This is a genomic window from Billgrantia montanilacus (assembly GCF_003336675.1).
Classification (GTDB): Bacteria; Pseudomonadota; Gammaproteobacteria; order Pseudomonadales; family Halomonadaceae; genus Halomonas; species Halomonas montanilacus.
Window position 1 is genome coordinate 1 of the sequence record NZ_QPII01000026.1, and the last position, 20,116, is coordinate 20,116.

The 20,116-nt window shown below is 65.0% G+C and carries 13 protein-coding genes and 1 pseudogene; 4 read left to right on the plus strand and 10 right to left on the minus strand.

From position 1 onward, the window contains the following. Together tssI and DU505_RS20955 are read right to left on the minus strand one after the other, a co-directional pair. A partial coding sequence (tssI, locus tag DU505_RS20950) for a type VI secretion system tip protein TssI/VgrG (RefSeq protein WP_114480916.1) occupies window positions 1-1,621 on the minus strand: 1,621 nt, incomplete at its 3' end. A gap of 239 nt (window positions 1,622-1,860) precedes the next feature. Then, window positions 1,861-2,300: pseudogene (locus tag DU505_RS20955) on the minus strand (Hcp family type VI secretion system effector). On the opposite strand from DU505_RS20955, the gene DU505_RS22655 reads away from it, so the two are divergent. After that, window positions 2,299-2,451, plus strand: coding sequence for a hypothetical protein (locus DU505_RS22655; RefSeq protein WP_181872896.1), 153 nt, complete (start codon window positions 2,299-2,301; stop codon window positions 2,449-2,451). The pseudogene DU505_RS20955 and the gene DU505_RS22655 overlap by 2 nt on opposite strands. 218 nt (window positions 2,452-2,669) lie before the next feature. Here the strand turns inward: DU505_RS22655 and arsJ are convergent, their stop codons facing one another. Beyond that, on the minus strand, window positions 2,670-3,902 hold the full coding sequence (gene arsJ, locus DU505_RS20960) for an organoarsenical effux MFS transporter ArsJ (protein ID WP_114480917.1): 1,233 nt from the start codon (window positions 3,900-3,902) through the stop codon (window positions 2,670-2,672). Continuing rightward, window positions 3,899-4,927, minus strand: coding sequence for an ArsJ-associated glyceraldehyde-3-phosphate dehydrogenase (locus tag DU505_RS20965; protein WP_114480918.1), 1,029 nt, complete (start codon window positions 4,925-4,927; stop codon window positions 3,899-3,901). The genes arsJ and DU505_RS20965 overlap by 4 nt, the downstream gene beginning before the upstream one ends. A 100-nt stretch (window positions 4,928-5,027) precedes the next feature. On the opposite strand from DU505_RS20965, the gene hrpB reads away from it, so the two are divergent. After that, window positions 5,028-7,493: an ATP-dependent helicase HrpB gene (gene hrpB / locus DU505_RS20970; RefSeq protein WP_114480919.1), complete on the plus strand. Its 2,466-nt coding sequence runs from the start codon at window positions 5,028-5,030 to the stop codon at window positions 7,491-7,493. A gap of 61 nt (window positions 7,494-7,554) precedes the next feature. Here the strand turns inward: hrpB and DU505_RS20975 are convergent, their stop codons facing one another. Beyond that, window positions 7,555-10,329 carry a cation-translocating P-type ATPase gene (locus DU505_RS20975; protein WP_114480920.1) on the minus strand — a complete coding sequence of 925 codons (2,775 nt, stop codon included), beginning with the start codon at window positions 10,327-10,329 and terminating at the stop codon, window positions 7,555-7,557. A 364-nt stretch (window positions 10,330-10,693) separates the two neighbouring features. Between DU505_RS20975 and DU505_RS20980 the strand changes: the two genes are divergently transcribed. Next, window positions 10,694-11,146: a YchJ family protein gene (locus tag DU505_RS20980; RefSeq protein ID WP_114480953.1), complete on the plus strand. Its 453-nt coding sequence runs from the start codon at window positions 10,694-10,696 to the stop codon at window positions 11,144-11,146. Window positions 11,147-11,153: 7 nt separating this feature from the next. Here DU505_RS20980 and DU505_RS20985 read toward each other — a convergent pair whose 3' ends face one another. The 5 genes from DU505_RS20985 to hutI all read right to left on the minus strand — a co-directional run bounded on the left by DU505_RS20985 (window position 11,154) and on the right by hutI (window position 18,347). Next, a complete protein-coding gene (locus DU505_RS20985; RefSeq protein ID WP_114480921.1) occupies window positions 11,154-12,500 on the minus strand; it encodes a Na+/H+ antiporter family protein in 1,347 nt (448 codons plus the stop codon). Window positions 12,501-12,611: 111 nt separating this feature from the next. Continuing rightward, window positions 12,612-14,159: a histidine ammonia-lyase gene (gene hutH, locus DU505_RS20990; protein WP_114480922.1), complete on the minus strand. Its 1,548-nt coding sequence runs from the start codon at window positions 14,157-14,159 to the stop codon at window positions 12,612-12,614. 187 nt (window positions 14,160-14,346) lie between these two features. Next, the gene (hutU, locus tag DU505_RS20995) at window positions 14,347-16,038 is read right to left on the minus strand and encodes a urocanate hydratase (RefSeq protein WP_114480923.1); all 1,692 of its coding nucleotides are present in this window, start codon (window positions 16,036-16,038) and stop codon (window positions 14,347-14,349) included. Window positions 16,039-16,075: 37 nt separating this feature from the next. Continuing rightward, window positions 16,076-17,065 carry a formimidoylglutamase gene (hutG, locus tag DU505_RS21000; protein WP_114480924.1) on the minus strand — a complete coding sequence of 330 codons (990 nt, stop codon included), beginning with the start codon at window positions 17,063-17,065 and terminating at the stop codon, window positions 16,076-16,078. After that, the gene (gene hutI, locus DU505_RS21005; RefSeq protein WP_114480925.1) at window positions 17,058-18,347 is read right to left on the minus strand and encodes an imidazolonepropionase; all 1,290 of its coding nucleotides are present in this window, start codon (window positions 18,345-18,347) and stop codon (window positions 17,058-17,060) included. Before hutI ends, hutG begins: the two co-directional genes overlap by 8 nt. A gap of 352 nt (window positions 18,348-18,699) precedes the next feature. Here hutI and DU505_RS21010 point away from each other — a divergent pair, with 352 nt between their 5' ends. Beyond that, entirely contained in the window at window positions 18,700-20,031 is a 1,332-nt protein-coding gene (locus DU505_RS21010; RefSeq protein ID WP_114480926.1) for a YjiH family protein, read from the plus strand. Window positions 20,032-20,116 lie beyond the last annotated feature (85 nt).

Below are 20,116 nucleotides of genomic sequence, written 5' to 3' on the forward strand. Positions count from 1 at the left end.
TGCGGTCGTGGTTGGTCAGCAGCTCCAGGTCCTTCTGGGCGTGCAGCCAGATCTGTTCCCGCTCGGCTTCGTCCTCGAAGCGCAGTTCGTTGAAGCCGTCGCCCTTGTGGCTCTGGGTGCGGATCACCGTGCGGGTCTTGTGCTCGGGCAGGGCGTAGGGCGGGGTGTTCACCGCATGGTAGGTGCGCCCGGTGATCAGCGGCTGATCCGGATCGCCTTCGAGGAAGGAGACGATGACCTCGTGCCCAATCCTGGGTATGGCGATGCTACCGTAGCCGCCACCGGCCCAGCCCTGGCTCACTCTCAGCCAGGCACTCGCCGTTTCGTTGGGCTCGGCGTAGCGGTCCCAGGGGAACTGCACCTTGACCCGGCCGTGTTCGTCGCAGTGGATCTCCTCGCCCTCGGGGCCAACCACGAAGGCGACCTGGGGGCCGTCGACGCGGGGCTTGGGGTCGGGCTCCGGCCGCCAGGCGGTGTCGGCGGGGGTGAGCAGCAGTTCGTTGTGGTAGCGGGTGCTGTCGTTGCCGCCGATGCCCTGGCGGTCGCTGGCGGTCACGCCCACGGCATCTTCTTGCAGCGCCTGGGGCTGCCTGCCGTGATGCACCACCGAAACCACCTGCCAGTCGCGGTTGAGGCGCTCGGCGTCGTGGTCGGTGAGGGTAAAGCGGTTGCCGGGGGCGAGCTCCGGCAGGTCGCTCTCGGCCTCGGCGGTCAGCGCATCGTGGCGCAGGTGTTCCAGGCGGATGCGGGTGTAGGCCTCGCCGGAGGCGTCGGCCTTGTAGCGGCCGGGGTAGTCGTAATGCTCATGCTCTTTATCAACGCCGGCCCGCTGGCCATGCGCCTCAAGCCCTTCCGCCATCTGTTCTTGCAGCTGGGCCTGATGTAACTGTGAATAGCCCGGCTGCTTGAAGGAGTAGTCCTTGAGCATCGCCGAGGCGGGACGGACCCGGGACACCTGTTTGAGCTTGCGCACATGGCGCAGCGGCGGCGTGCCGCCGGCGCGGCCGTGATAGGTGCGCTCGCCCAGGCTGGCCAGCACCTGGGGGTCGTCGGCGAAGGCCAGGCGGTGGACGCCGCCAGGACTGTCTTCGCCTGTTTCGAAGAACTCGTGAAAGTAGAACAACCCCTCCTCGGCGGCCAGGCGCTGGATAAAGGCCAGGTCGGTCTCGCGGTACTGCACGCAGTATTCGCGCTCGGCGGGTTCGCGGGTGGCGGCGAAGGCCACGTCGGTGATGCCGCGCTCGTCGCACAGGGTATTGATGATGGTCAGCGGCGAGACGTTCTGAAAGATGCGCGAGTTGTGGCGTAGCGACAGACGCCACAGTGCCGGCTGGATGGTCAGCGAATAGAAGGTGCGGCGATGGCCGCGGTCGCCGCGGCCGAAGGCGGTGGCGATGCCGTGGACCCGGCGCAGGACCTCGCCGTCCTGCCAGATCGTCAGGCTCAGCTCGCGGTCGAGGAAGGCCTCGGGGGCGAGATCCGGGTCGCGGCTGGCGAGGTTGACCGCCAGATGGAAGGGCTGGGAGAGCGCCTCGGTCAGCGTGAAGTCGACCACGGCCAGATCGAGATCGTCGGCCCCGGCGAGGGCAAGTGTGAACTGAAGACCGGTCTGATTGGCCATGGTGAAGGCTCCCCTCCTGGAAGACGAATGCGCGGCAATCCATTGCATCAGCAGATTACGCGAGGTCCTTGGTATGGCAAGGGCGAATCGGTCGCTGAGGGCAATGGCTGACAGGACGTGTCAGCGATGTCGTACACGCCGTGATGCCAGCGCTCGATAACAAGCGCTGGCATCACGGCGCCGGCTGCGTAACGCCCCGCCCAGGCGGGCGGGGCGTTATCGAAGGGCTTAGGGCTTCCTTAGCCTTCGATCGGGGCGCGCCAGTCGTCGGAACCGGAGGTGCCGGCAACGGTGTGTTCCCAATCGATCTTGCGGTAGGCCAGGGAGACGTCCATCAGCTGAGTGAATTCAGCCGTGTTCATGTCCTGGGCGTGCGGCATGCGCAGGTTGATGTCGACGATGGTGGCGTCGGTCAGGCTGGTGGTGAAGAAGTGCTCCTGCTTGCCTTCCACCGAGGTGCGGTACCACTTCAGCTCGACGTTGGGCAGCATTTCGCCGGAAGCCAGGGCGTTGTACATCAGCGGTACGGCCTTGNTACGACGTGCTTGAATTCCTGAACCAGCATTTCGTCTTCGTGGCCTTCCACGTAGATGTTGCCCACGGAATCCGGGGTGAAGGCGCCAGCGGTGATGTTGCCCTGGGTCTGGCCTTCGATGCTGATATAACAAGGTGTCGGCATGAGTCTGCTCCTTGACGATGTGAGTGAATGTCCGATGGACGGTACTGTAGGGGCAGAAAACGTGCCGACATTGGATAAACAAAATAAAAACAAACGGTTGCTATTAATCAGACAACTATGGCTAATCAAAATTAGGCAAGATGCTGCCTGAATCGAGCAAGATCTTGCCCGGCGGGCAAGAAATTGCCTAATTCGAATTTGGTTTTGGTCTTGAAAACCTTGTCAGAATAGTGCCTGAGCTTGGTGAGGCGAGTATTCGTGATATAGCTAACGGCCGATTTATCGCGTGGAGTACGAGCGCATTCTGATTCTGGGTGTGATTCATGGGTGTCGTCTGCTGGAAAACACAGAGCGCTTTCCTCAATAGAGTCAGGCCTCCCGCGGCAACGCCAGGCTGATCGCCACTGTGGCTGCCAGCATGGCGCTCGAGACCCACAGCGTGGCGGTGAGCCCGCCGTTCATGTAGAGCCAGCCCGACAGCAGGGTGCCGATCAGCCGCCCCATGGCGTTGGCCATGTAGTAGAAGCCGACGTCCAGCGAGACGCCGTCGGCGCGGGCCAGCTTGACGATCAGGAAGCTGTGCAGGCTCGAGTTCACCGCGAACACCGCACCGAACAGCAGCAGCCCACCGAGCAACACGAGGTGCGGCTGCCAGCCTCCTCCCGCCACATCCAGCCCCCGTTCTTGAAGACCGAGGGCAATCACCGCCGGCAGGACGGCGAGGCCAGCCGCCCACAGGATGGCGGCAGAACGTCCCGCATGACGCCCGGTAATGCGAGGTGCCATTGCCTGTACCGCGCCGTAGCCGATGACCCACAGCGCCAGGAATCCCCCCACCCGCCAGCTGTCCCAGCCGAACTGCGTGGCCAGGAAGACCGGCAACGCCACCACGAACCAGACGTCGCGGGCGCCGAACAGGAACAGCCGTGCCGCCGACAGCACGTTGATCGCCGGGCTCTTGGAGAGAATCTCGCGAAACTTCGGCTTGGCCTTGGCGCGGCCCAGGTCGGCATCGAGCCTGACCAGCGAAAGCGCCAGTACGCCGGCGAGCATCAGCGCCATGGCCAGTATCGCGCCCTGGAATCCGATGAGCGTCAGCAATAGACCACCCATGAAGAACCCCACACCCTTGAGCGCGTTCTTGGAGCCGGTAAGCAGTGCCACCCAGCGGTAGAGCGCCTGATGGCCGGCGTCGCCGGCAGGCACCAGGGTCTTGATCGCGCTCTTGGCGCTCATCTTGTTGAGGTCCTTGGCGATGCCCGAGAGCGCCTGGGCAGCCATCACCCAGGGCACGCTGAGCCAGGCTATCGGCACCAGCAGCATGGCCAGGGCGAACACCTGCAGCCCCAGGCCGAGGTTCATGGTGCGGTTGAGCCCCAGGCGCGCGCCCAGCCAGCCGCCCACCAGGTTGGTGACCACGCCGAAGAACTCGTAGAACAGGAACAGCAGCGCCACTTCCAGCGCCGAGTAGCCGAGCTGGTGGAAGTAGAGCACCACCAGCATGCGCAGGGCGCCGTCGGTCAGCGTGAAGGCCCAGTAGTTGCCGGTAACCAGCAGGTACTGGCGCACCTCGCGGGGCAGGGCGGCGACGCGAGCGATCATGCGTCGGCTTTCCCTACCTTGGCGGCCAGCTCCACGGTGCGGCAGGCGTAGCCGTACTCGTTGTCGTACCAGGCGTAGAGCTTCACCTGGGTGCCGGCCACCACCATGGTGGAGAGCGCGTCGACGATGGAGCTGCGCGGGTCGCTGCGGTAGTCGATGGAAACCAGCGGGCGCTCCTCATATCCCAGGATGCCGGCCAGTTCGCCCTCGGCAGCGTCCCTGAGCAGGGCGTTGACCTCTTCCACCGTGGTTTCGCGCTGCACCTCGAACACCATGTCGGTGAGCGAGGCATTGGCCAGCGGTACGCGTACCGCGTGGCCGTTCAGCTTGCCGGTGAGCTCCGGGAAGATCGCCGTAATGGCCTTGGCAGAGCCGGTGGTGGTCGGGATCAGGCTCATGCCGCAGGCCCGTGAGCGGCGCAAATCAGGCTTTTGTGGAGAGCTGGGGGCATCCAGGATCACCTGGGTGTTGGTGATGTCGTGAATGGTGGTCATGGAGCCGTGGCGGATGCCGAGCTGCTCGTGGATCACCTTGACCACCGGCGCCAGGCAGTTGGTGGTGCAGCTCGCGGCGGTGACGATACGGTGCTTGGCCGGATCGAACAGATGATCGTTGACGCCTATCACCACGTTGAGCACGCTTTCTTCCTTGACCGGGGCGCTGACCACTACGCGCTTCACCCCCTGGTCGAGATAGCCCTGCAGTTTCTCGGTTGTCTTGATCTTGCCCGAGCATTCGATCACCACGTCGCAGCTGGACCAGTCGGTGTCGGCGATGTCGCGATTCGCGGTGAAGTCGATGTGCTTCCCGGCGACGATCAGGGCGTCGTCATTGGCCGTGATATCATCGCCGCCACCGGTCCACTGGCCGTGCACGGAGTCGAACTGCAGCAGGTGGGCGAAGGTGGCGGCGTTGCCGCCCGGGTCGTTGATACGCATGAACTCGATATCCGGGTTCGACCAGCCGGCGCGAAGTGCCAGGCGACCGATGCGGCCGAAGCCGTTGATGCCGATGCGAAGGGTCACGGTGCGCTCCTTTTTCCCTGAGATGTTGGTGCCTGAGACGTGTCGCTGAAATGTGCCTTAAATATATGGCAAATCGTATATGAAAAAGGATGACAATTCGATGACAGCGTCGGCGTCATCGGCTCTGCCTATCGAGACCCGTCTGGATGACATCCACCTGGCACTCGCCGGTCATAACCGTGCCGTGCTGGTCGCGGAACCGGGTGCCGGCAAGACCACCCGGGTTCCCCTGGCACTGCTCGAGGCGCCCTGGTGTGGCCAGGGCAAGCTTCTGCTGCTGGAACCCCGCCGCGTGGCGGCCAGACTTGCCGCCGGTTTTATGGCCGATAGCCTCGGTGAACCGGTAGGGGAGACCGTTGGCTACCGGATGCGGGGCGAGAGTCGAGTCGGTGCCAATACGCGCCTCGAGGTCGTCACCCAGGGGATACTGACCCGAATGCTGCAGGACGACCCCCTGCTCGAAGGGGTCGCGGGAGTCATCTTCGACGAGTTTCACGAACGCAGCCTGGAGGCCGACCTGGGCCTGGCGCTGGCGCTTGACGCCCAGTCGGTGCGCGACGACCTGCGCCTGCTGGTGATGTCGGCGACCCTGGACGTCGAGGCGCTGCTCGGCGTCCTGGGCCAGGATACCCCGGTGATCGATTGCCCTGGCCGGGCCTATCCCGTGAAGACGCGATACTTCCCCGTCAATGGCGGCCGGGATATGGCACGCCAGCAGTGCGCAGCGGTAATAGAGGCCATGCAAGAGGAAGCGGGTGACGTCCTGGCGATACTCCCCGGGGTGGCTGAGATTCGCCGCCTGGCCAGGGAGCTGAGCGCGCGGCGGCCCGACCTTTCGGTCATGGAACTGCATGGGCGGCTGCCGCTGGATGCCCAGCGCCGTGCGCTACGCCCGGACCCGCAAGGCCATCGCCGGGTGGTGCTGGCCACGGCGATTGCCGAATCCAGCCTGACCGTGGAAGGGGTTCGCATCGTGGTCGACGCCGGCCAGGAGCGGGTGCCGGTTTTTCAACCAAGCAGCGGGCTGACCCGGCTGGAGACCCGCCGGGTCAATCGCGCCAGCGCCGATCAGCGCCGTGGCCGTGCAGGGCGTCAGGGGCCCGGCCTCTGCCTGCGGCTATGGGCCGAGGAACAGCCACTGATTCCCCACGGCGAGCCGGAGATCCGACAGGCCGACCTGGCGCCGCTGGCATTCGAACTGGCCCGCTGGGGAGTCACGGACATCGCGGCACTCGCCTGGGTCACGCCGCCGCCGACCGGTGCGCTGGCCGCCGGGCGGGATCTGCTCCGGCGGCTCGGCGTGATCGACGAGGCTTGTCATCTCACCGCGCTGGGACGTCGCTGCGTCCGCTGGCCCACCCATCCGCGCCTGGCGGTGATGCTGGAGCGAGCCCATGAGCTGGAGGCGCTGCCGCTGGCCTGTGCGCTGGTGGCGGCGCTTGAGGGGCGCGACCTGGATGGCGAGCAGGACCTGGAGCCGGCGCTTCAGGCGCGCCTCGCCGACGCCAGGCGTTTTGGCCAGTGGCATCAGGAGGCACGTCGCCTGGCGCGCATCGGCGGCTGCGGACTGGAGGTGAAAAGCCTCGCCCCGCTGGGTGAGCTGCTGGCGCTGGCCTATCCGGAGCGCATCGGACAGCGTCTCGCCCCCGGTCGATTTCGGCTGGCCGGGGGAGGGCTCGCCACCCTTCCCGAGGAGCATCCGCTGGCTCACGCCGAGCTGCTGGTGGCCGCTGACCTGGATGGCCAGGCCAGTGGCGCCCGGATATATCGCGGGGTGGCGCTGGCTGCCGACAGGCTCGCGGGTCTCTATCCCGAGACCGCCGAATGGCGGGCGAACATCGAATGGTCGGAGGAGCAGGGCCGGCTGGTGGGCGAGCAGCTGCGCGGCCTGGGGGCGGTGGTGCTGGCAAGAAGGCCGCTTCAGCAACTACCGCCCGAGACGGTGCGACAGGCATTGCTCGAGGCATTGCGCCGCCGCGGCGTGCTGCCTTTCGACGAGGCGGCCGACCAGCTGCGCGGGCGGGTGGCGCTGCTGCGCCGGGAGCTGGGCTCTCGTTGTGATCAGGAGGACTGGCCGGATTGGTCGACGGCGGCGCTGCTCGATGATATCGAGAGCTGGCTGGGCCTGCATCTCGACAGTATCACCCGGCTCGAGGCCGTGGAGCGCCTGCCCCTGGCGCGGTATCTGCTCGACAGCCTCGACTGGTCGCTTCGCTCACGCCTTGACGACCTGGCGCCGGAACGACTGGGCGTGCCCAGTGGATCGCATGTCCGTCTCGACTACAGGCCCTGCCTGGAGGGAGGCGAGCCGGTACTGGCGGTAAAGCTGCAGGAGCTGTTCGGCTGGCGGGCCTCGCCGTGTGTCGCCGGCGGGCGCGTGCCAGTGCTGCTGCACCTGCTCTCGCCGGCACGGCGCCCGCTGCAGGTCACGGCGGATCTCGCCAGCTTCTGGGCCAACGGTTACCCCGAGGTGCGTCGGGAGATGCGCGGGCGTTATCCGAAGCATCCCTGGCCCGAGGACCCGCTTACCGCTGAGGCCTCCGCACGCACCAAGCGGCGAAACTGAAAAGTGACTGATACCCCTCCCGCGAGTGGGTCAGCCACTCTTCCTCCGCTAGCGTCGAGTCTCAGTGGGGCGTTGTTGTCCGGGCGTTGCCTTGCTGTCCCCTGGATGGGGTGTTGGACGATTTGCGCTGGCGTAACACCCACTTCTCCAGTTCCACGACCAGGAATATCACCACGCTGCCGGCCAGTATGACGAACCAGTGAAGTGGCCCAAGGCCGGCGCTGCCGAAGATCGTCTGCATGAGCGGGATATAGGTCCAGCCAAGTTGCAGCAGCACCACTAGCCCGATAGCGATCCATACCGGACGACTGCCGAAGATGCCCTGCGAGGAGAGGGCGCTGTTGACCAGGAAGCGGCTGTTGATGAGATAGGCGGCGCTGCCCATGACCAACATGTTGACCGCCCCGGCACGCGCTAGCTCGGCGCTGCCTTCCTGCGCGACCAGGATCCAGCTGAACATGCCGAACACGCCGATCAACAGCAGAACCGATACGAACACGACTCGCCACAGCAGGAACAGGTCGAGCAGCGCCGCCGATGGATCGCGTGGCTGACGCTGCATGATATCCGGCTCGGCCTTCTCGAAGGCCAGGGCCAGGCCCAGGGTCACCGCCACAACCATGTTCACCCATAGCGCCTGTAGCGGCGTCACCGGCAGCATGGTTCCTCCGAGCACGGCAAGCATGATGGCCAGGCCCTGCCCGCCGTTGGTGGGCAGGATGAAGGTAATGGTCTTGCGAATATTGTCGTAGACTTTCCGCCCCTCTTCGATGGCACTGACGATGGTGGCGAAGTTGTCATCGGCCAGCACCATCTCGGCGGCCTGCTTGGCGGCTTCGGTGCCCTGGATGCCCATGGCCACGCCGACATCGGCGCGCTTGAGGGCAGGGCCGTCGTTGACGCCGTCGCCGGTCATGGCGCAAATCCCGCCCTTGGCCTGCATCGCCTTGACCAGGCGCAGCTTGTGTTCCGGCGCGGCGCGGGCGAAGACATCCACCGTCAGGATCTTTGACTCGAGTTCCTCATCGCTCATGGCTTCAAGCTCGCGCCCGCTCACCGCATTCTCGGTCTGCGCGAAACCCAGCTGGCCGGCAATGGCGCGGGCAGTCACGGCATGGTCGCCGGTCACCATCACCGGGCGAATGCCGGCTTCCAGGCATTGCTTGACGGCCTTGATGGCGGCTTCCCGAGGCGGGTCGAGCAGCCCCACCAGCCCCAGCAGCACCAGGCCCTTCTCGGCATGGTCGTCGCTCAATTCGCCCGAGATGTCTTCGCCATCCTTCTCCGCCAGCGCCAGCACTCGCAGGCCACGCGACGACAGCTCATGGATTCGCTCTTCCCATACCTGGTGGTCGAGTTCGGTATCGCCATCGTCACCCCGAACCCTGTGACACATCTCCAGAAGCCGGTCAGGCGCGCCCTTGACCAGCACCCGGCTGCCATCCAGGTCGTTGAGCGTGGCCATGTACTTGCGCTCGGACTCGAAGGGAATGGCGTCCCTGCGGGGGTGATCGTCGCGAAGCTTGCGGATATCGACATCGCCCTTGGCCGCGGCCACGACCAGCGCACCTTCGGTGGGGTCTCCGTGTATCGTCCATCGCGCTTCCTCCTCGGCCAGCTCGGCGTCGTTGCACAGCACCCCGACCTTGAGGAAGTGCGCAAGAGCGGGGTAGTCGTCCAGCGTGACCGCCTCGCCCAATTCGTCGCTCTCCACGTCGCTCGGGGCGACATGCAGCTTGCCCTCCGGTTTGAAGCCGATGCCGGTAAGCCGAAACTCTCCCTCGGGTAGCCAGATGGCCTGCGCCGTCATTTCATTGCGAGTCAGCGTGCCGGTCTTGTCGGAAAAGATGGTGGAGATCGAGCCCAGCGTCTCTACGGCAGGCAGCCGGCGAATAATGGCGTTGCGCCTCGCCATGGCCTGTACCCCCAGCGCGAGGGATATGGTCACGATGGCGGGTAGACCTTCCGGTATGGCGGCAACAGCCAGGCCCACAGCGGCCATGAACATGGCGCTGACGGCCTGGTCATGAATGATCACCCCGAAGGCGGCGGTCAGCGCGGCAGCCGCGAGAATGAAGATCGCCAGCACGCGTCCGGCCCGGTCGAGTTGTTGCAGCAAGGGCGTCTTGAGCTGCTCGACATCGCGCAACATCTCGGAGATACGCCCGATTTCGGTATGGGTGCCGGTTTCCACCACGAGACCCACAGCCGTGCCCTGGGCAACGATGGTACTGGCGTAGGCCATGGCGCTGCGGTCGGCGAGGTCGGCCTCTTCCTCTACCGGTTCCGTCTGCTTGTCGACCGGCGTTGATTCACCGGTCAGCGCTGCCTCTTCGGTTCGCAGCCGCTTCGCCTCGATCAGGCGCAGGTCCGCCGGTATCCGGTCGCCGCTCTCGACCATCACGATATCACCGGGGACCAACTTCTCGGCATCGATGGTGTGTCGCTTTCCGCCACGCAGTACATTCGCCTGGGGTGAGAGCATGTCTCGTATGCTCTCCAACGCCTGCTCGGCCTTGCCCTCCTGGATGAAGCCGATTAGTGCGATGATGATGACGACACCAAGAATGGCAAGGGCATCCAGCGTCTGGCCAAGCCCCAGGCTGGCAACCGCCGCGACGATCAGGATCAGCATCAGGATGTTGTTGAACTGCTCGAGCAGTCGCCTCCACCAAGGGCGCCCTTGGGCCTGCTGCAGGCGGTTGGGACCATGTTCGGCGAGCTTTGCCTGGGCCACTTCATCCGTCAGTCCAGTGCGGGTCGCGTCCAGGCTCGCCAGGGCCTCTTCGGCGGACATGGCATGCCAGGCGGTGCGGGCGTCACGGCGTTCGGGCATTTCCCTATCTCCGAAGGCAAAAGATGGATGTAGCCATGTGTAGCATACCCCGTGCTGCACTGCAGTGATGCAGGGCAAGAAATGAACACAACCTGCTGCGCGCTATGGTGAAGTCTTATCGCCTGTCACGGCTGCCTGATGGACGATGTCGCCCCTGGCAGGCCTTGAAGAGTGTAGTGGCTGTGAAAGTTAACGGGTGTAGAGTTACGTGTAACGATTACCTACGACAGGGCGACGGTTACCATCCGGGCAGAGGTCATGCCGTGACCGGTCGTCAAGTTGTGTTGCCGAGCAGGAGAGGAGAGTCATGAGCAGCAGCGGCACCCTGGACGGCGAGCCTCTCCGGCAAGCCGGTAGCGAGGGCATGGGGAGCAAGCCATGCCCGTGCGGCAGTGGCAGTATCTTGACTGAGTGCTGTGGCCGTTACCACCGCGGAGCCCCGGCCCCCAGTCCCGAGGCCTTGATGCGTTCGCGTTATAGTGCCTTTGCCCTGGGGCTTGAGGGCTATCTGCGCGACACCTGGCATGAGAGCACCCGCCCCACGACGCTGGATCTGGACGACGGTACGCGCTGGGTGCGGTTGGAGGTGCTGGATCATGGGCAGGACGGCGATCAGGGCCGCGTACACTTTCGTGCAACCTTTCGCGAGGGCCGCCGCTGGGCGGTATTGGAAGAGAATTCGCGCTTCGTGCGCGAGGCGGGGTGCTGGTCTTACCTGGATGGCACACCCAGCGTCACCCGCCTCAAGCCCGGCCGCAACGACCCTTGCCCTTGCGGCATCGGGCGCAAGTTCAAGAGCTGTTTCGGCCAGGGCTGACCCCCTGTCACAGAATCATCGCCGCCAGCCAGCCAAAGGCGATCAACGGCACGTTGTAGTGCAGGAAAGTGGGCACCACGGTGTCCCAGATGTGGTCGTGCTGGCCGTCTGCGTTGAGTCCGGCGGTGGGTCCAAGGGTCGAGTCGGAAGCCGGCGAGCCGGCATCGCCCAGCGCGGCGGCGGTACCGACCAGGGCGATGGTGGCCATGGGCGAGAAGCCGAAGCTTAATGCCAGCGGCACGTAGAGCGAAGCGATGATCGGCACGGTGGAAAACGACGAGCCGATGCCCATGGTGATAAAAAGCCCCACCAGCAGCATGATCAGCGCCGCCAGGCCCTTGTTGTCACCAATCAGTTCCGCCGACCCCTCCACCAGGACGGAGACCTCTCCGGTCGCCTGCATCACCCCGGCAAAGCCAGCCGCACTGATCATGATGAAACCCACCTGCGCCATCATGCGCATGCCTTCGGTGAAGATGCCGTCCTGCTCGTGCCAGCGAAACACGCCGCTGACCGAGAGCAGGGCGAAACCGAACATGCCCCCCAGCACCATTGAGCCGGATAGCAGCTGCGTGGCCACCGTGCCGACGAGTGCCGCCGCAAGCACCGTCATTTGCCACGGTGCCAGCTGTCGCGCGGCCTGGGCCGGGGTTTCATCGCCGTGGGCAAGGTCGCGGTCCTCGTAGTGGCGAGGGCGACCATAGCTCCAGAGTAGCGCCACGACCAGACCGATGGCCATGCCTCCTATGGGTATGAGCATGGCCATGGGCACCATGCCACGAGTTACCTCGAGACCCAGCTCGGCTCCGCTGTCATTGAGGTTGGCGAGCAGGATGTCGTTGAGGAAGATCGAGCCGAAGCCTACCGGCAGGAGCATGTAGGGCGCCGTGATACCGAAGGTGATGACGCAGGCAGCGGCTCGCCGGTCCAGGCGCAAGTGGTTCATCAGCTTGAGCAGCGGCGGCACAAGCACCGGAATGAAGGCGATATGCACCGGGATCAGGTTCTGCGAGCTCACGGCCGCGGCCAGCAGTGCACCCAGAAGTGTGAAGGCAACCCAACGGCGGTTCTGGGGTTGGTCGTCGAGATGCAGGCCGCGAATGGCGCGTTGGGCCATCAGTTCGGTGATGCCGGAGCGCGACAGGGCCACGGCGAAAGCGCCTAGCACAGCATAGGAGAGAGCGATGGTGGCGCCGTTGCCCAGTCCACCATTGAAGGCGTCGAGTATCTCGACCAGGGGCAGCCCGGCGACCAGGCCACCGACCAGGCTGGCGACGATCAGGGCAAAGACGACGGAAACGCGGGCAAGGCTCAGGGCGACCATGACCAGGATGGCCAGAACGATGGCATTCATGCTTGGCTCTTTGGATTCGGAATACTGGATTGAATGAAGGCGCTAAGGCAGACGAAAAGCCTCTAAGAATGGCTTCGAGGCAGCGTATCTTACCTCAGGACAGGGTGCGGGTCAGTGGCTTGGAAGAAGCTTCACTGGCACCAGCTCATTCAGTACGCGGGAGGCGAGCAGTTGGGTGGCTTCTTCAATATCCGGGGCGAAGAAGCGATCCTTGCCGTAGTAGGCGACCCGCTCGCGCAGGGCCCGGCGTGCCTGTTCCAGAGGCTCGGTGGTGGCCAGGCGTTGTCCGTCTGCGGACTTGCGAAAGTCAAGCCCCTGGCAGGCGGCAAGCCACTCGATGGCGAGAATGCCGCGCACATTGTCGGCCATTTCCCACAAACGCTTGCCGGCGGCCGGGGCCATGGAGACATGGTCTTCCTGATTGGCCGAGGTGGGCAGGCTGTCGACGCTGTGGGGGTGCGACAATGCCTTGTTTTCACTGGCCAGGGCGGCGGCGGTGACCTGGGCGATCATGAACCCGGAGTTGATCCCGCCGTTCTCCACCAGGAAGGGCGGTAGCTGCGACATGTGCTTGTCCATCATCAGCGATATGCGTCGCTCGGTCAGCGAGCCGATCTCGGCAATGGCCAGGGCCAGGTTGTCGGCGGCCATGGCCACCGGTTCGGCATGGAAGTTGCCGCCGGAGATAATGTCCCCGCCCTTGACGAACACCAGCGGGTTGTCCGAGACGGCGTTGACCTCCACCGCCAATACCTCGGCGGCCTGGCGCAGCTGGGTCAGGCAGGCGCCCATCACCTGGGGCTGACAGCGCAGCGAGTAGGGGTCCTGCACCTTGTCGCAGTCGACATGGGTGTCGCTGATCGCGCTGCGATCCCCCAGCAGGTGGCGGTAGGTCGCCGCGGCATCGATCTGGCCAGGCTGGCCGCGAGCCTCGTGGATCCGGGCATCGAAGGGCGAGCGTGAGCTGAGGGTCGCCTCCACCGTCAGCGAGCCGCACACCGTGGCCGCGGCGAACAGGTCCTCGGCCTCGAACAGCCCCTTGAGCGCATAGGCCGTGGAGACCTGGGTGCCGTTGAGCAGTGCCAGGCCCTCCTTGGGGGCCAGGGCCAGTGGCTCGAGGCCGGCGATGGTCAATGCTTCCGTGGCGGAGACCCACTCGCCCCGGTAGCGCGCCTTGCCCTCACCGAGCAGTACCACGCTCATATGGGCCAGGGGCGCCAGGTCACCCGAGGCGCCCACCGAGCCCTTGAGCGGAATGTGTGGGTAGACCTCGGCATTGACCAGTGCCAGCAGGGCGTCGAGGACCACTCGGCGAATCCCCGAGAAGCCGCGAGCCAGGCTGTTGACCTTGAGCACCATGATCAGGCGTACCAGGGCATCTTCCATGGGGGCGCCGACACCGGTGGCGTGAGAGAGCACCAGGGAGCGCTGCAACTCCTCCAGGTGCGCCTTGTCGATGCGGGTCTGGGCCAGCAGGCCGAAGCCGGTATTGATGCCGTAGACGGTACGGTCTTCCGCCACCACCTGATTGACGCAGTACACTGCCTGTTGGATCGCCTGGTCGGCACTGGCCGGCAGGCCGACCGTCAGCGGCGCCTCGAACACCTGGCGGGCCTGGGCCAGGGTCATGTTGCCGGGGTGGATTTCGAGATGAGTCATAAAGGGAATTCCTGTCTGCCACTTGGGCTTATTTCAGTACCTTGCTGGATCAGAGCTCTTCCGGCGGCAGACCTTCGAGGAGGCGCTGTGAACCCCTCCCTGGGTGCTACCGATTCCTTCCCTGGAATCGGACCTCCTCTTCGGTCTGCCCCCGGCGCTCAGCGCGTCGGACGTTGGTGTGGTGTGCTTATTTCTCCAGCATCGGCAGGTCGAGGCCGTTGTCACGGGCGCACTGCTTGGCGATATCGTAACCGGCGTCGGCATGACGCATCACGCCGGTGCCCGGGTCGTTGCGCAGCACCCGGCCGAGGCGGGCGTGGGCGTCGTCCGTGCCGTCGGCGACGATCACCACCCCGGCATGCTGGGAGTAGCCCATGCCCACGCCGCCCCCGTGATGCAGCGAGACCCATGTCGCTCCGCCGGCAGTATTGAGCAGGGCGTTGAGCAGCGGCCAGTCGGAAACGGCGTCGCTGCCATCTATCATCGCCTCGGTCTCACGGTTGGGGCTGGCCACAGAGCCGGAGTCCAGGTGGTCGCGGCCGATCACGATGGGTGCCTTGAGCTCGCCGCTCTTGACCATTTCGTTGAAGGCCTGGCCGAGGCGGGCGCGATCCTTGAGGCCCACCCAGCAGATCCGTGCCGGCAGCCCCTGGAACGAAATCCGCTCCCGGGCCATGTCGAGCCAGTTGTGCAGGTGCGGGTCGTCGGGGATCAGCTCCTTGACCTTCTGATCGGTCTTGTAGATGTCCTCCGGGTCGCCGGAGAGCGCCACCCAGCGGAACGGGCCGATGCCCTGGCAGAAGAGCGGGCGGATATAGGCCGGCACGAAGCCGGGGAAGTCGAAGGCGTTCTCCACGCCCTCTTCCTGGGCCATCTGGCGGATATTGTTGCCGTAGTCGAAGGTCGGCACGCCCATGGCCTTGAAGTCGAGCATGGCCTGAACATGCACCGCCATGGACTGCTTGGCAGCCTTGGTCACCGCCTGGGGTTCGGTCTTGCCCCGGGCCACGTACTCGTCCCAGGTCCAGCCCGACGGCAGGTAGCCATGCAGCGGGTCGTGGGCGCTGGTCTGGTCGGTGACCATGTCCGGGCGCACCCCACGCTTGACCAGTTCGGGCAGCACGTCGGCGGCGTTGGCGCACAGGCCGATGGAAACCGCCTTGCTCTCGGCGGTGTAGCGCTCGATGCGCGCCAGGGCGTCGTCGAGATCGCTGGCCTGCTCGTCCAGATAGCGGGTGCGCAGACGGAAGTCGATGCTGGTCTGCTGGCACTCGATATTCAGCGAGCAGGCCCCGGCCAGGGTTGCGGCCAGGGGCTGGGCGCCGCCCATGCCGCCGAGGCCAGCGGTGAGGATCCAGCGCCCGGCCAACTTGCCGTCGTAGTGCTGGCGCCCGGCCTCGACGAAGGTCTCGTAGGTACCCTGGACGATACCCTGGGAGCCGATGTAGATCCACGAGCCAGCTGTCATCTGGCCGTACATCATCAGGCCCTGCTTATCCAGCTCGTTGAAGTGTTCCCAGTTAGCCCAGGCCGGCACCAGGTTGGAGTTGGCAATGAGCACCCGCGGGGCGTCCTTGTGGGTCTCGAACACGCCCACCGGCTTGCCGGACTGGATCAGCAGCGACTGGTTGTCCTCCAGGCGCTTGAGGGTGTCGACGATGGCGTCGAAGCACTGCCAGTCCCGAGCTGCACGACCGATGCCGCCGTAGACCACCAGGTCCTCGGGGCGCTCGGCCACGTCCGGGTGGAGGTTGTTCATCAGCATGCGCATGGGGGCTTCGGTGAGCCAGCTCTTGCAGCTGAGTTCGGTCCCGGTGGGGGCGGCGATCCGGCGGCTGGGATCATGGCGAGGATCGGCAAGGGATGTATGGCTGTTCATCGGTATGCTCTCTTATCGTGTTTTGATACGTGTCTATTCAGGCATCCAGCGTCAGCTGGTGGATAAGGCGCGCCGCTGCTTTCGCGGTGCGACCATCCATATCGAAGCTCGGGTTCAGCTCGGCCAGGTCGACCAGAGCCAGCTTGTGGCTATCACGCACGCGGACGATCAGGGGCTCGAGCAGTGCCAGCGATACGCCATGGGCGGCCGGGGCGCTGACTCCGGGCGCTTCGCTTGCCGGCAGCACGTCCAGGTCGATGGTCAGGTAGATCCGATCGCAGCCGGCAACAAAGGCGTCCAGCTCGTTGCCGATGGCATCGAGGCTCGCCGCAGTGATCTCGCGATCCTCGCGCACCAGCACGCCGAGCTCGGTGGCCCGATCGAACAGGGCCGCGGTATTGCTGGCCCTGCTCACGCCGAGGCAGGCGTAGCGAAACGACCAGCCGCGCCGCTCGCACTCGTCGGCGATCTGGGCGAAGGGGGTGCCCGAGGAACCGCGCTGGCCTGGCGTGAGAAGCGGGTTGCGAAGATCGAAGTGCGCGTCGAGATTGATGATGCCGATGACAGGCGCCTTCTTGCCGGAGGCCGCGTTTTCCAGGTGACGAGCCAGGCCCGACCAGCTGCCGTAGGCCACTTCATGCCCGCCACCGAGTACCACCGGAAGATGACCGGCGTCCAGCAGCGCGGCGACCCTCCCGCCGAGCCGCGATTGGGCGCTTTCCATGCCGTCGTCGGTGCCATGGGGGTGGCTGGTCACGTCGCCGGCATCGAAGGCGGCCGAACGCTGGTGCCAGGCCAGATTGGCCAGCGCCTTGCGTATGGCGCGGGGGCCGGCGGCGGCGCCGACGCGTCCATGATTGCGGGCCACCCCGGCGTCACAGGCGAAGCCGAGCAGAGCAATACCGGCAGGCATGTTTGCCGCCTGAGCAGTAGCGGGTAGGGGTTTGATCACCTGATGCCAGCGCAGGCTGTTCGGTTCCGGGTCTTCACGACCGGCCCAAGGCGACATATCGATCCACTCAGTCATGGCGACGCTCTCCTTCGTGTTGTTCCCCGCGGTGCTGTGCCGTGACGCTACCCGCGAATACCCGCTGTCGCAGGCGACCCGGCTGTATGGCATAGGCCAGGGCGGCCGGAGTGTCGACATGCCACAGGCAGAGATCGGCTGGGGCGCCTGCCACGATTCGACCTAAGCCGTGACCATGTGGGTGCATGTCGCGAAGCCGTTCTTCATAAAACCCTAAGGCCCGGGCGCCATGGGCAGTCATGCCGGCGAGCGCATCCCGTGGCGTCAGCCGGAATAGCGTGCAGGCGAAGTTCAGCATCAGGGTGGGGTTGAAGATGGGCGAGCTGCCTGGGTTGGCGTCGGTAGCGACGGCCATGGGCACGGCAGCCGCACGCAGTGCCTCGATGGGCGGCTGCTGCGTTTCGCGCAGGGTGTGGAAGGCGCCGGGAAGCAGCACGGCGACGCTGCCGGCCTCGCGCAGGGCTTCTACGCCAGCCTCGTCGAGAAACTCGATATGGTCGGCGGACAGCGCACCGAACCGCGCCGCGGCGGCACTGCCGCCCAGGTTGGAAAGTTGCTCGGCATGGGCCTTGATCGGCAAGCCTTGGGCCTTGGCGGCCTCGAACACTCGCTTGCACTGGGGCACCGAGAAGGCGATCTTCTCGCAGAAGACATCCACCGCATCGGCCAGGCCCTGCTCGACGGCGGCCGGGATCATCTCGTTGCATACCAGGTCGATGTAGGCGTCGCTGTCGTCCTTGAACTCTGGCGGCAGGGCATGGGCGCCGAGCAGGGTGGTGACCACTCGCACCGGCAGCTCCTGGCCCAGGCGACGTGCCACCCGCAGCATCTTGAGTTCGTCGGCGACGGTGAGGCCGTAGCCGGATTTGATCTCCACGGTGGTGACGCCGTCCCGCATCAGCGCCTCCAGCCTAGGCCGGGCGGACGCGAACAGCTCCGCTTCGGTGGCTGCCCGAGTGGCGTTCACCGTACTGAGGATGCCGCCGCCGGCTTGGGCGATCTCCTCGTAGCTGACCCCTTCCAGGCGCTTCTCGAACTCGTCGGCCCGGGAGCCGCCGAAAACCAGGTGGGTATGGCAATCGACCAGTCCGGGTGTCATTACGCCGCCGCGGCCCATCTCCTCGCAGCCGGCTGCGTTGGCCTCGTCGAGTTGGGCCATCGGTACGACATGGTCAATCCGGTCGCCTTCGACCACGACCGCCATCGCCTCGGGCAGGGTGTCGAGGCCGTCGAAGAGGATGACGTCTCGCCAGAGTTTGCGTTTCTGCGGGGTGCCGGTCATGAGGCCTCCTGCTGGTGATGATCGATGTAATGTATATACATTTAATGGATGGCCGCTCCTGCGTCAAGCAGGAGGAGTGTCTCGCGTGTTGGCTAACGACAACCAATACTCGATCTACGATTCACTGTTGCGCTCAAAATGTTGTTATAAAACAGTTTATTTCATTTACACATGTCCGTTCAGCGCTTGGTGCTCCCGGCTGACAGGACCAAAGTATAAGGCCGATCCCGAGAGTTCTTCTGGCGAGACGGTATATGGTATTGTATATACATTAGGAGCAATTCCGAACAATGCCCCAGCGAACACCGCTGCGTGACACGATCTTTCCAAGACAACAAGAGGAGGGGATTCCATGACGAACCCTCAGCAGGCGGCCCAGAGCCACCGTCGACCATCACTGACGACCGTACTCAAGCTATTCATGCCCAGCGCACTGGGTATCCTGATCTTCTTCGTGCCGGTGACCATCGGCGAGCGGACCACCATCCTGCTGGACCACATGGTCACCGGCGCGCGCACCCTGCTGGGCGACTTCAGCGGTTTCTACGCCCTGGCGCTGATCGTTGCGGGTGCTGCCTATCCATTGGTCAAGGGCTACTGGAATCGTAGCCTTACCGAGAGAATCTTCACGCTGCTCAAGCTTGCCGGGGTGGCCGCGGCAGTGATGGCCATGACCGGATGGGGGCCGGGCTTCCTGCATGAGCCGGACATGCTGCCGTTCCTGTTCGAACGACTGGTGATTCCCGTAGGCCTGATCGTGCCCATCGGCGCCGTCTTTCTTGCCCTGTTGATCAGCTATGGCCTGCTGGAGTTGATTGGCGTGCTGGTGCAGCCGGTGATGAGGCCGATCTGGCGCACTCCTGGGCGCTCGGCCATCGATGCCGTGGCCTCCTTCGTCGGCAGCTACTCCATCGGCCTGCTGATCACCAACCGGGTCTACCAGGCGGGGCAGTACTCGGCTCGGGAAGCGGCGATCATCGCTACCGGCTTCTCCACGGTCTCTGCCACCTTCATGATCATCGTGGCGCGTACCCTCGACCTGATGAGTGTGTGGAATCTCTACTTCTGGCTGACGCTCCTGATCACGTTCATCGTCACAGCGATCACCGTGCGCCTGCCTCCGCTGTCGGGCATGGACAACAGCAAGACCGATGGTGAGCCGGAATCGATACCGGGCAAGCGGCTCGCTACTGCCTGGCATACCGGTATCGATGTCGCGGAGAAGGCACCCAGCCTGCCCAGAAGCGTGGCGATCAACGTGCGTGAAGGACTGGTGATGGCAATCAGTATCCTGCCGTCGATCATGTCGGTGGGGTTGATAGGGCTGCTGTTGGCAAAATACACGCCCCTGTTTGAGTGGCTGGGCTGGCTGTTCTATCCCTTCGTGGCCATCTGGGGCCTGGACGATGCCGCGGCACTCTCCCAGGCGGCCGCCTCGGGCCTGGCCGAGATGTTCCTGCCCGCGCTGCTGATGGCGGAAGCGGAGTTCGTGGCGCGCTTCGCCGCCGGGGTGGTGTCGGTTTCGGCCGTGCTGTTCTTCTCTGCCTCGATTCCCTGCATCCTTTCCACCAGTATTCCGCTCTCGGTGGGACGCATGCTGCTGGTGTGGTTCATCCGGGTGGCATTGAGCCTGCTGCTGGCGGTGCCGGCGGGATATCTGGTCCAGTCGCTCTCCGGCGGCTGAGGAACAGGCCGTTCGAGACGCAGCGAGGCCGGGGAAATTCGGCCTCGCTGGTTTGACCCAGGGGCGCTGCTTTCGTGTGAGGGGG

Coding starts and splice junctions, on each gene's coding strand:
- hutG (WP_114480924.1), bottom strand. CDS start 17,065: ATGACTGAGTGGATCGATATGTCGCCTTGGGCCGGTCGTGAAGACCCG.
- DU505_RS20975 (WP_114480920.1), bottom strand. CDS start 10,329: ATGCCCGAACGCCGTGACGCCCGCACCGCCTGGCATGCCATGTCCGCC.
- DU505_RS20980 (WP_114480953.1), top strand. CDS start 10,694: ATGGGGAGCAAGCCATGCCCGTGCGGCAGTGGCAGTATCTTGACTGAG.
- DU505_RS22655 (WP_181872896.1), top strand. CDS start 2,299: ATGAGTCTGCTCCTTGACGATGTGAGTGAATGTCCGATGGACGGTACT.
- hutI (WP_114480925.1), bottom strand. CDS start 18,347: ATGACCGGCACCCCGCAGAAACGCAAACTCTGGCGAGACGTCATCCTC.
- DU505_RS20985 (WP_114480921.1), bottom strand. CDS start 12,500: ATGAATGCCATCGTTCTGGCCATCCTGGTCATGGTCGCCCTGAGCCTT.
- hutH (WP_114480922.1), bottom strand. CDS start 14,159: ATGACTCATCTCGAAATCCACCCCGGCAACATGACCCTGGCCCAGGCC.
- hutU (WP_114480923.1), bottom strand. CDS start 16,038: ATGAACAGCCATACATCCCTTGCCGATCCTCGCCATGATCCCAGCCGC.
- hrpB (WP_114480919.1), top strand. CDS start 5,028: ATGACAGCGTCGGCGTCATCGGCTCTGCCTATCGAGACCCGTCTGGAT.
- DU505_RS21010 (WP_114480926.1), top strand. CDS start 18,700: ATGACGAACCCTCAGCAGGCGGCCCAGAGCCACCGTCGACCATCACTG.
- arsJ (WP_114480917.1), bottom strand. CDS start 3,902: ATGATCGCTCGCGTCGCCGCCCTGCCCCGCGAGGTGCGCCAGTACCTG.